Origin of the sequence: Pseudarthrobacter cellobiosi (assembly GCF_023913815.1) — a bacterium.
In the GTDB taxonomy this organism is placed as follows: domain Bacteria; phylum Actinomycetota; class Actinomycetes; order Actinomycetales; family Micrococcaceae; genus Arthrobacter; species Arthrobacter cellobiosi.
Genome location: NZ_JAMXBK010000021.1, coordinates 231,335 through 242,665 on the forward strand (window position 1 = coordinate 231,335; position 11,331 = coordinate 242,665).

7 protein-coding genes and 1 pseudogene are annotated in these 11,331 nt (G+C 64.2%); all 8 read right to left on the bottom strand.

What is annotated here, in order from left to right:
- Positions 1 to 66: 66 nt before the first annotated feature.
- Positions 67 to 1,626: a methionine--tRNA ligase gene (metG, locus tag NG701_RS07955; protein WP_252566109.1), complete on the bottom strand. Its 1,560-nt coding sequence runs from the start codon at positions 1,624 to 1,626 to the stop codon at positions 67 to 69.
- Between the two features lie 34 nt (positions 1,627 to 1,660).
- Positions 1,661 to 2,416, bottom strand: a complete 756-nt coding sequence (locus NG701_RS07960) for an ABC transporter ATP-binding protein (RefSeq protein WP_160671852.1) — start codon at positions 2,414 to 2,416, stop codon at positions 1,661 to 1,663.
- Positions 2,413 to 5,208: an ABC transporter permease gene (locus tag NG701_RS07965; protein WP_252566113.1), complete on the bottom strand. Its 2,796-nt coding sequence runs from the start codon at positions 5,206 to 5,208 to the stop codon at positions 2,413 to 2,415. Before NG701_RS07965 ends, NG701_RS07960 begins: the two co-directional genes overlap by 4 nt.
- 204 nt (positions 5,209 to 5,412) lie before the next feature.
- The gene (serA, locus tag NG701_RS07970; RefSeq protein ID WP_252566116.1) at positions 5,413 to 7,002 is read right to left on the bottom strand and encodes a phosphoglycerate dehydrogenase; all 1,590 of its coding nucleotides are present in this window, start codon (positions 7,000 to 7,002) and stop codon (positions 5,413 to 5,415) included.
- 124 nt (positions 7,003 to 7,126) lie between these two features.
- A complete protein-coding gene (ilvC, locus tag NG701_RS07975) occupies positions 7,127 to 8,152 on the bottom strand; it encodes a ketol-acid reductoisomerase (protein ID WP_252566118.1) in 1,026 nt (341 codons plus the stop codon).
- Between the two features lie 99 nt (positions 8,153 to 8,251).
- On the bottom strand, positions 8,252 to 8,764 hold the full coding sequence (gene ilvN / locus NG701_RS07980; protein ID WP_028271611.1) for an acetolactate synthase small subunit: 513 nt from the start codon (positions 8,762 to 8,764) through the stop codon (positions 8,252 to 8,254).
- A gap of 2 nt (positions 8,765 to 8,766) precedes the next feature.
- A complete protein-coding gene (locus NG701_RS07985) occupies positions 8,767 to 10,674 on the bottom strand; it encodes an acetolactate synthase large subunit (protein WP_252566122.1) in 1,908 nt (635 codons plus the stop codon).
- Between the two features lie 379 nt (positions 10,675 to 11,053).
- Positions 11,054 to 11,331 (bottom strand): annotated as a pseudogene (locus NG701_RS07990) (dihydroxy-acid dehydratase domain-containing protein); the annotation flags it as partial.

Below are 11,331 nucleotides of genomic sequence, written 5' to 3' on the forward strand. Positions count from 1 at the left end.
GCCCTACTGACCGGACCCGGAACAATACTCAGTCCGCGTACCAGCAAGTAGCCAGCAGGGACATACCTAGGCTTCGGCCGGTTCCTCATACTTGGGGAAGACGGGCGCCGGAGCCGGCAGCGGAGTTCCGGCGACAATAGGTGTGGTGAGCGCGGAGAACTGGCGCGATCCGCCGTCGGGCTGTCCCAACGTGTCCAACAGCGCGGCCGTGGCGGTGGGCATCACGGGCTGGGCCAGGATGGCCACGATGCGCAGCACTTCCAGCGTCACGTACAGCACGGTGTTCATGCGTTCGACGTCGGTCTTCCGCAGTACCCAGGGAGCCTGCTCGGCAAAGTAGGCGTTGGTGTCCCCCAGGACGCCCCAGATGGCCTCGAGTGCGCGGCTGAATTCCTGCTTTTCGAAGGCGGCCCGGGCAGTCTCCAGGAGCCCGTTGGCCTGCGCCAGGATCGCGGTGTCTTCAGCCGTGAAGGCACCCGGAACCGGGACCCGGGCCTCGCAGTTCTTGGCCACCATGGACAGCGAACGCTGCGCCAGGTTGCCGAAGTTGTTGGCCAGGTCCGAGTTCATGCGGCCCACGATGGCCTCATGGTTGTAGCTGCCGTCGGCGCCGAACGGGACCTCTCGGAGGAAGAAGAACCGTACCTGGTCCAGCCCGTACTGCGCCACGAAGTCTGCCGGTGCCACCACGTTGCCGAGCGACTTGGACATCTTCACACCGTTGTTGTGCAGGAAGCCGTGGATCATTACGCGCTTGGGCAGCTCAATGCCGGCACTCATCAGGAACGCCGGCCAGTAGATGGCGTGGAACCGTGAGATGTCCTTGCCGATCACATGCACATCGGCGGGCCAGAACTTCTTGAAGGATTCCGACTCGACGTCCGGGTAGCCGACGCCGGTCAGGTAGTTGGTGAGCGCGTCCACCCAGACGTACATGACGTGCTTGTCGTTGCCGGGGACGGGGACACCCCAGTCGAACGTGGTGCGGCTGATCGACAGGTCTTCGAGGCCGCGCTTGACGAAGCTGATGACCTCGTTGAAGCGGGACTGCGGTGCCCCGAACTCCGGCTGGGCCTCGTACAGCGCCAGCAGGCGGTCCTGGTAGGAGGACAGCCGGAAGAAGTAGCTCTCCTCAGCCGTCCACGTCACCTCGGTGTCTGTCTCCTTGGAGTACCGCACGCCGTCGTCCTTGACCAGGGTGTCGTCCTCCACATAGAAGGCCTCGTCCCGGACGGAGTACCAGCCCTCGTACTTGGACAGGTAGATATCGCCGTTGGCTTCCATCTTCTTCCAGATGGCCTGCGACGCTGCGTAGTGGTCAGCGTCCGTGGTCCGGATGAAGCGGTCGTACGTGATCCCCAGCGCGGCGTGGGCAGACTTGTAGACTTCCGCGTTGCGGTCCACCAGCTCCTTGGGCGTGACGCCTTCCTTCTCGGCCGCCTGCGCAATCTTCATGCCGTGCTCATCCGTGCCCGTCAGGAACATCACGTCAAAGCCGTCAAGCCGCTTGAAGCGCGCCATGGCGTCGGTGGCGATGTACTCGTAGGCATGTCCGATGTGCGGAACACCGTTCGGGTAGGTGATGGCCGTGGTGATGTAGAACGGGGTTTTGGCTGTTGCGCTCACGTGCGGACGTTACCTTTGGTGCGAAGGGGTAGGGCTAGATCAGTTCAGTCAGCGTATCGCTCAGGCGGACCAGTTCGTGGTCGTGTGAAGCGACCAGTACTGCGATGCCGTCCGAGGTGGTGTCCTTGAGGATGCTGATGATGCGGTTGGCGGAGGCCCGGTCCAGGCTGGCCGTGGGCTCATCAACCACCAGGACGCGCGTGCCCAGGATCAGGGCTCGGGCGATCGCCACACGCTGGCGTTCACCACCGGACAGCTGGGCCGGACGGTGCCGCATCCGGCGGCCCAGGCCCACCAGGTCCAGGAGGTCCTTGGCCATGTCGCGGCGCTGGTCCACCTCGCCGTCGGGCACGGCCGGCAGGAGCACGTTTTCGAGGGCGCTCATGCCGTCGATCAGGGCGCCGCCCTGGTCAACGTAACCGATCAGGGCCCGACGGCGGTCGGCGATTTCGTCGTCGCCCATGCTTTCGAGGGAATCCCCTTCCCAGAAGACACGGCCCGACGTCGGCAGGGTCAGTCCCGCGCCCACTGTCAGGATGCTGGTCTTGCCGGATCCGCTTCGGCCGGCAACACAGTGCATCTCGCCGGCGTGCAGCGTGAGGTCGAAGCCCTCCACAACACTGACTGCTTCGGCACCGCCCTTGCCGCCTCCGTAGCGGATGGTAATGTCGCTCAGTTCCAGCGGGGTCCCGTGGTCCGCGGCCTTGACGATGGTGTTGGCCCGGGTCTGCAGGGGGGCCTCAGCCAAGCCGGACCTCCGGCTCCGGTGAACATTCGTCTCGTTTGTCATTGGACCACTTTCGTTGCAATCGGTATCCAGCAAAGTACAGCCACCAGGCCGGCGACGCCGGCCCATAGCGCGGCATACGGGGCAAGTAGGAGCCCGATGCCCAGCGCGCCCAGGACGCCCAGCGGCAGGGCCACCGTGCCCACCAGCGCGTTTTCGAAGAGCCGGACCTGGCGGAGCATGTCCGGGTTCCAGCCCATGGCCTCAAGGATGCCCAGGTACTGGCGTTTGGCGTTGAGCTCAAACCGGCCGGTAACCAAGGTCAGGACCAGCCCCACTGCGACGCCGGCAAGTGCCAGGAGCATGCTGGGCAGCGCCACGCTTGCTGCGGCCAGTCCGCTGAGGGCGCTCGCTCCGGCGGCACGGGGAATGTCGATGAGCAAGGCCACCAGCCCGCCCACCGCGGCGCCGAACACGCCGACTGCGACGGCCAGGGACAGAGTGTTGAACTTGTTCGTGCTGAGCTGCCGGTTGGCAAAGGTCAGCGGGGAGTCCACCGGGATCAGCCGCTCGTCGTGCTGCGGTTCCTGGTCCACCACATCACGGTGGCGCAGCTGTTGGGCGGCGAAGAAGGCCGCTGCCGCATACAGGACCAGGACGGAGGCTGAGACGATGGCTGTGGTCACGCTCCAGCTCACCAGGCTCAGGATGATCCCGGCTACCGCGAGCAGCGCAGCGCCGACACCGAATTCCTCGAGCACCCAGTTCCTGATGCGCAGCTGGGTCCAGCCCATGGCGCGGAGGGTTCCGGCTTCGCGTTTGCGTTTCCGGATGTAGCTGACGGTGGAGGCGCCGGTCAACAGCGCGGCTCCGCACAGCGTCAGGAAGAGCAGTGTCACGTTGGTCCCGGTGAGGGAGCCGGAGACTGCGTCCGCTGCATTCTGCCGGACCCAGGACTGCTGGACAGTGCCCAGCGCTGACTCCTTGCCGGCGTCGTCCTTGGAGTATCCGGGGACAAAAATGCTGGCGTCCTCACGGGCGGAACCGGCCACAACAGTAGCCTCAAGACCCATTTCGCGGATCTCGCTGGCGAGCTTTTCGACGTCGGGCTGGGCTTCCTTCCAGCTTCCGGGGGCCTTGGCCCGGACACGTACGGCGTCGATCACGGCGGCGTTGTCCTTGTAGCCGCGTGCTGCGGCCAGGCCGTAGAAGTCGGTGATGGCACCGGCCGACTGGCTCGCCAGTCCGGTGGCACTGAGTGAAGGCTTGAGTTCGGTACCGGTGACTGTCTTGCCTTCGGCATCCTTGGTGAGGGTAAACGGAGTGGGGTCGTAGCCACCCAGCGGAAGGCGGTTGACGTCGCCGGCGGCCTTCTCGACAGCCGCGGGGTCGAAGGTCCCATAGACCATGGCCAGCGGAGCCGCGAGCTTTTCCCCTGTTGCCAGGTCTTCCCGGTAGGAACGTTCATCCACAGGCTCACGCTGGGTCTGGTCCACCGGGGCGCCGTTGGCACCCTTCTCCGGCAGGCGGTTTACGGTGACCCAGTCGCCGGGAACGGCGGTCTTCTGGACCGCCCCATTGGCCGCGGCGTCGCCGTCCGTGTACTTCGGCGCGGCAGCGAAGTCGGTGCTCCACGTAGCCGGGGTGTAGAGGCCCTGGTTGAAGTTGCCGGCGCTGCCGAGGAGACCGGAGTGGTCGGTGGAGCCGGGCCAGGACAGCGCGAACGGGTCCTTGGACACAAACGGCAGGTAGTCCTTACCGAGGGAACGCGTGGCGGTGCCGACTTCCTTGACAACCTTGCCCGCGGCGTCGATCTCCTCGATCTTCACGTTGTACTTAAGGTCCAGGGATGTGCCGGAACGGACAACCAGGGGAATGGCCTGCGAGTCCGCGGTCAGCTGTCCGCTGCGCTTCGCCTGCTGGTACTGCGTCATCAGCGGTGCCCAGTACTTGAGCTTGACACCGAGGAAGTCAGGGCCCTCGTTGAGCTCTTCCAGGCTGATGCCGTTGGTGAAGAGGCTTTCGAAGTGCCGGCCGATGGCTCCGGCGTTCCGCGCGTCAGCGGGCGGGGCCTTCTCCAGCGGGGCGAGGAAGTCGCCCGCCGAGCCGAGCAGTGCGCGCTCGGAGACGGGGTCGACGGCGACCACGGACTCGGTCACTTCGGGAGACAGGGGCAGTGACACCGAAAGGTTGAACAGGTTATGTTCGGAGCCGCCGGCTGGAGCGGGGAATTTGATGCCCGTCTCGCCTGCGGGTGGTGCGATCCGGATGCTGGTGCCCCCGGCAGCCTTCTCCTCGACGAGTTTGGCCTTGCCCAGGCTGCCCTCGGCCGTGGACTTGAACAGGGTCTGCTCGGAGACACCGTCGGAGCTGACGGCACTGGCGGTCAGGCGGTAGCTCTTGGGGGTATCGCCGAGCACGGACTCAGCAGCGGGCCATTTGCTGGGATCTGTGGCGCCGGCGGCCTGGTCCGTGGTCGCTGTGCCTGCCAGCCCGGAGTTGTAGCCAAGGTAGTCCATGGCGTCGAGCCGTGGCGCTTCCAGGTTCTGCGTCACGCGGGACACCAGGCTGATGGGGGCCGCCACGGACGTTCCGGAAAGCTTCCGGATGCTCTCGAGCTGGTCGAAGCCGATGCCGCCGCCACCGTTGGCGATCTCCGGCTGCATCAGCGCCCCGGAGCCTGCCTTGGCCTGGACCAGGACGTCGTAGAGACCCCGCGAGTTTTCATCCACCGTTCGGTTGAGTGCGGCCTGCGACTGGCCTTGGACGAGGACCGACAAGCACATGGCTGCGATCAAGATGGCCGCGGTCAGCAGCAGCACTTTGCTTCTGATGAACCTCTGGACGGCGTTCATTGGGCTCCCTGAAACCTGGATTGCGTGCGCACACCGGGATCCGCAGGCGGCGGATATATAGGATTTCCTGCCTGGTGTGCAAAAAGTATTGGCCGGTCTGCCGGCCTGGTCCTGAAACAGGACCTAGCCATTGTAAGCAGACCGGCCAATCATACGTTGCCGACGTTAAGGTTCGGTCACGCGTAGTTGATGGCGGTGCGGTTCTTAGTCCTCGAGGTCCACTTCGCGGACCATTTCGGCGCCGATGCCTGCCTTGATGGCGTCAAGCACCTGCTGCGGAACGGAACTGTCGATGGTCAGCAGTGCCAGAACCTGGCCGCCTTCCGTCTGCCGTGCCACCTGCATGCCGGCAATGTTGATGTTGTTCATACCCAGGATGTGTCCGATGGTTCCGATCACACCCGGCCGGTCAGCGTAGGCCACCACCACAAGGTGCTCGCTGATGGGGATCTCAACGTCGTAGCCGTTGACTCCGACGAGCTTCTCCACCTGCTTCGGGCCCGTGAGCGTACCTGCCACGGAGATCTGGCTGCCGTCGCTCAAAGCACCCCGGATGGTGAGGACGTTGCGGTAGTCCTCCGCTTCCGCCGTCGTGATGAGGCGGACGTTGATGCCGCGCTGTTCGGCGATAACCGGGGCGTTGACGTAGGAGACCTGTTCGGTCACCACATCGGCGAAGATGCCCTTGAGCGCGGCCAGTTCCAGGACCTTGACGTCCAGCGCCGCGATCTCGCCGGCCACCTCGACGTCGATCTGGGTCAGGGAGGCATGGGTCAGCGCGGTGAAGATCCGGCCCAGCTTTTCGATCAGCGGGATGCCCGGACGGACGTCGGGGGCAATCACGCCGCCGGCCACGTTCACGGCATCCGGTACGAGTTCGCCGGCCAGCGCCAATCGAACGGACTTGGCAACCGAGACGCCTGCCTTCTCCTGGGCTTCATCGGTGGATGCACCCAAGTGCGGGGTGACCACCACGTTGTCCAGGGCGAAGAACGGCAGGTCCGTGCTGGGTTCCTTGACGAAGACGTCCACGGCTGCGCCGGCGATCTGGCGGTCCTGCAGGGCTGCGTAGAGAGCCTCTTCGTCCACGAGGCCACCACGTGCCACGTTGACCACGTAGGCGGTGGACTTCATCTTGGTGAACGCGTCAGCGCCGAGCATGCCGACGGTTTCCGGCGTCTTGGGCATGTGGATGGTAACGAAGTCCGACTGGCTCAGCAGTTCATCGAGGGTGACGAGCTTGACTCCGAGCTGCGCGGCGCGGGCCGAGGTGATGTACGGATCGTAGGCGAGGATTTCGGTGTCGAAGCCCTGGAGGCGGGCAGCAACGAGGGCGCCGATGCGGCCCAGGCCGATGATGCCGATCTTCTTCTCGAATAGTTCGATGCCGGTGTACTTGGAGCGCTTCCATTCACCGTTTTTCAGCGCGGAGCTGGCCTGCGGGATGTGGCGTGCGAGGCTCAGGATGTGGCCCACCGTCAGTTCCGCTGCCGAAATGATGTTCGAAGTCGGGGCGTTGACCACCATCACGCCGGCCTGTGTGGCGGCTTTAATGTCAACGTTGTCCAGGCCAACGCCGGCGCGGGCGATGACCTTGAGGTTCTTCGCGGCGGCAATGGCTTCGGCGTCCAGGTGGGTGGCGGAGCGGACCAGGATGGCGTCCACGTCCGCGATGGCGGCGAGCAGCTGGGACCGGTCGGAGCCGTCAGTCTGGCGGATCTCGAAGTCCGGGCCGAGGGCCTCGATGGTGGCGGGCGAAAGTTCTTCGGCGAGCAGTACTACGGGTTTTGACACGAGTGATCCTCTGCGTTGCAGTCCTTGGGATGGAACAAGTCTAGGCGGACGGAAAGGCCGGGCTCACATTGTTAAGTGAACCCGGCCTCATGATGGCACCCCGAGGAGCACCCGCACAGCAGACTTAGCGGGCTGCGGAGCCCTCTACGTAGTCCTCGTCCGTCTGCTGCCAGGCGAACAGGGAGCGCAATTCGCGGCCAACGGCCTCGATCGGGTGCTGCTCAGCCTTGGCACGCAGGGCCTTGAACTCTTCGCCGCCGTTGTCCTGGTCGTCGATGAAGCGCTTGGCGAACGCGCCGCTCTGGATGTCGGCGAGGACAGCCTGCATGTTTTCCTTCACGTCGGGGGTGATGACGCGCGGGCCGGAGACGTAGTCGCCGTACTCTGCGGTGTCGGAAACGCTCCAGCGCTGCTTGGCGATGCCGCCTTCCCACATGAGGTCAACGATGAGCTTGAGCTCGTGAAGCACCTCGAAGTAGGCGATCTCCGGCTGGTAGCCGGCCTCGGTCAGTGTCTCGAAGCCGTACTGGACCAGCTGGGACACGCCGCCGCACAGGACAGCCTGCTCGCCGAAGAGGTCGGTTTCGGTCTCTTCGGTGAAGGTGGTCTTGATGACGCCGGCGCGGGTGCCGCCGATGGCTTTGGCGTAGGACTTGGCCAGGTCCCAGGCTGCGCCGGAGGCGTCCTGCTCCACGGCGATGATGTCCGGGATGCCACGGCCTGCTTCGAATTCGCGGCGCACGGTGTGGCCGGGAGCCTTCGGAGCGATCAGGATGACGTCAACGCCCTCAGGTGCCTCGATGTAGCCGAAGCGGATGTTGAAGCCGTGGGCGAAGGCGAGTGCCTTGCCTGGGGTCAGCTTGTCCTTGATGGAGTCGTTGTAGATCGAGCGCTGGTGCTGGTCCGGTGCCAGGATCATGATGACGTCGGCCCATTCGGCGGCGTCGGAAACGGTCAGGGCCTTGAAGCCGGCTTCTTCGGCCTTGGCGATCGACTTCGAGCCTTCCTTGAGGGCGATGACAACCTCGACGCCGGAGTCGCGCAGGTTCAGCGCGTGGGCGTGGCCCTGGGAGCCATAGCCAACAATGGCGACCTTACGACCCTGGATGATCGACAGGTCGGCGTCGTCGTCGTAGAACATTTCAGTCACTTGGGTAACTCCTCTTGAGTGATTCACTGGGTAATTAGTCTGGGGTGTTGCGGTACTGCACGGGCATTGCGCCGCAGGTGGGGCCGTGCCCCGCCTTAACTAAGCGCTGCGCAAAGCCCTGTCACTCATGGAGCGGGATCCCCGTCCAACGGCCAGGGTGCCGGACTGCACAATTTCGCGGATGCCGAAGGGCTCAAGCACTGAGAGCAGCGCCGTGAGCTTTTCGGGGTGGCCTGTTGCTTCAATGACGACGGAGTCTGTGGAGACGTCAACCACTGAAGCACGGAACAGGTCTGCAGCCTGGGTCACCTGCAGACGAGTCGCGGCATCCGCACGTACCTTGACCAGGATGTGGTCTCGCTGCACGGAAGATTCGGAGGTGAGCTCAACAATCTTGATCACGTTGACCAGCTTATTGAGCTGTTTGGTGACCTGTTCAATCAGGTCACCGTCGGCGTCGACGACGACGGTCATCCGGGACATGCCCGGAACTTCCGTCGGGCCGACGGCCAGGGAGTTGATGTTAAAGGCGCGTCGGGCAAAGAGGCTCGCGACGCGGGTCAGTACACCGGGCTTGTCTTCAACCAGAACGGACAGTGTGTGGCGGGTCATGTTCAGTCCTCCTCTTCCCATTCCGGGGTCATGTTGCGGGCAACCTGGATCTGGTCGTTGCTCACGCCGGCGGGCACCATTGGCCACACCATGGAGTCGGGGCTCACCACGAAGTCGATGACCACGGGGCGGTCATTGATTTCGAGGGCCTTCTGGATGGTGGCATCAATATCCTCGTCCCGCTCGCAGCGGAAGGAAGCGCAGCCGTAGGCCTCCCCCAGCTTGACGAAGTCCGGGATCCGCACGGTTTCGTGGCCGGTGTTGAGGTCCGTGTTGGAGTAGCGGCCCTCGTAGAACAGGGTCTGCCACTGGCGGACCATGCCCAGCGAGGAGTTGTTGATGATGGCAACCTTGATGGGGATCTTGTTGATGGCGCAGGTGGCCAGTTCCTGGTTGGTCATCTGGAAGCAGCCGTCGCCGTCGATGGCCCAGACCACACGGTCCGGCTCCCCCACCTTGGCGCCCATGGCAGCCGGTACGGCATAGCCCATTGTGCCGGCGCCGCCTGAGTTCAGCCAGGCGTGCGGGCGCTCGTACTTGATGAACTGCGCGGCCCACATTTGGTGCTGGCCAACGCCGGCAACGTAGATGCCTTCAGGGCCGGTCAGCGCGCCGATGCGTTCGATGACGCGCTGCGGGGCGCTGAGCCCGTCCTCCGGCTCGGTCCAGCCCAGTGGGTAGGTTTCCTTAAGGTTGTTAAGGAACGCCCACCAGGTGGTGAGGTCCGGCGTGCCGGCGGATTCGAACTGTGAGCGGACAGCCTCGGTGAGCTCGGGGATGATTTCCTTGACGGATCCCACGATCGGCACGTCGGCGGTGCGGTTCTTGGAGATTTCGGCGGGGTCAATATCCGCGTGGATCACCTTGGCGTTCGGCGCGAAGGACTTCAGGATGCCGGTCACCCGGTCATCGAAGCGGGCTCCGAGGGTGATGAGCAGATCGGACTGCTGCAGCGCCGTGACCGCGGAAACGGTGCCGTGCATACCCGGCATGCCCACGTGCTGCGGGTGGGAATCGGGGAACACGCCGCGCGCCATCAGGGTAGTGACAACGGGGGCGCCGGTCAGTTCAGCCAGTTCGCGGAGTTCCTTGGAGGCGTGTGCCTTGACCACGCCGCCGCCCACGTACAGCACCGGCTTGGTGGCCGCGGCGATCAGCTTGGCTGCTTCGCGGACCTGCTTGTTGTGGCCGCGCGTCACCGGGCGGTAGCCGGGGAGGTCGATCTTCGGCGGCCAGGAGAAGGTCATCTGACCCTGCTGGGCGTCCTTTGCAATGTCTACGAGCACCGGGCCGGGACGTCCAGAGGAGGCCAGGTGGAACGCCTCTGCCATAACGTGCGGGATGTCGTTGGGGTCGGTCACCAGGAACGAATGCTTGGTGATCGGCATGGTGATGCCAACAATGTCGGCTTCCTGGAAGGCATCGGTGCCAATCACGCCGCTGGAGACCTGGCCGGTGATGGCCACCAGCGGCACGGAGTCCATGTGGGCATCCATGATGGGGGTAACGAGGTTGGTGGCACCGGGGCCCGAGGTGGCGATACAGACGCCCACCCGACCGGTAACCATGGCATAGCCTTGCGCGGCGTGGCCGGCTCCCTGTTCGTGACGGACCAGTACGTGATTCATGCTGGAGGCCATCAAGGGGTCATAGGTAGGCAGGATCGCGCCACCAGGCAAACCAAAAATATCGTCGACGCCGAGTTCTTCGAGCGAGCGGACAATAGCTTGCGAGCCGGTCATCACCGTTGGGGGTACAACGTTGTTCGGCCCAAGGACAGGAGAGACAGCGGCAAGATCAGCGACGACGGCGGGCTGGTCAGCCGTACGGTCGGCGCGTTCCGGAGCCTTGGGGGCTCCAGCGGACTTAGTAGCCATCAGCGAGGGGCTGATCGGCGATCCTTTGCTCATCGGACTCTTCCTTGTGGATCATCTGTGTACTTGGAAATGCGGGAAATAAAAAAACCCCTCAGCCTGGCGGCTTTTCGAGGGGTTGCGCGTGACGGTTCGTTACCAGTCGGGCTAGTTAGCCACGCGCTTGGTAAGGACGACGGCTGCATCTGCAGCGGCGCAGCTGGTAACGAATGCGATCATGCGTTCAGTTTTCCCTCTGTGTGAGATACATGTCAACGAGGACTGTGCGCATCTCACAGTGTGGACTCCATTGTCCACTGGTTGGCCACGTTCCCCAACTGGGTCGCAGTAACTGTCGTTATGAGCGCTCATAACGACAGTTACTGCTACCTAGTTGGGCTCAACCAGCGGCCGGAGGTTGAGGAACGAAACCGTGCTACCCGCAGTATGCGCCCGTGGAGGCGCTGTGGACCAGCTTGGCGTACTTGGCCAGCACACCCTTGGTGAACTTGGCCGGGAGGGGCTCCCAGCCGATCTTGCGGGATTCGAGTTCGGCCTCATCAACCAGCAGGTCGAAGCTGCGGGCGGCGATGTCCACGCGGATCCGGTCCCCGTCCTTGACGAAGGCGATGGGGCCGCCGTCGACAGCTTCCGGTGCCACGTGGCCGATGCAGAGGCCGGTGGTTCCGCCGGAGAAGCGGCCGTCTGTGAGGA

Excerpts from the sequence above, each read along its gene's own strand:
- NG701_RS07960 (WP_160671852.1), bottom strand. The coding sequence starts at position 2,416 with ATGACAAACGAGACGAATGTTCACCGGAGCCGGAGGTCCGGCTTGGCT.
- NG701_RS07965 (WP_252566113.1), bottom strand. The coding sequence starts at position 5,208 with ATGAACGCCGTCCAGAGGTTCATCAGAAGCAAAGTGCTGCTGCTGACC.
- ilvN (WP_028271611.1), bottom strand. The coding sequence starts at position 8,764 with ATGACCCGCCACACACTGTCCGTTCTGGTTGAAGACAAGCCCGGTGTA.
- NG701_RS07985 (WP_252566122.1), bottom strand. The coding sequence starts at position 10,674 with ATGAGCAAAGGATCGCCGATCAGCCCCTCGCTGATGGCTACTAAGTCC.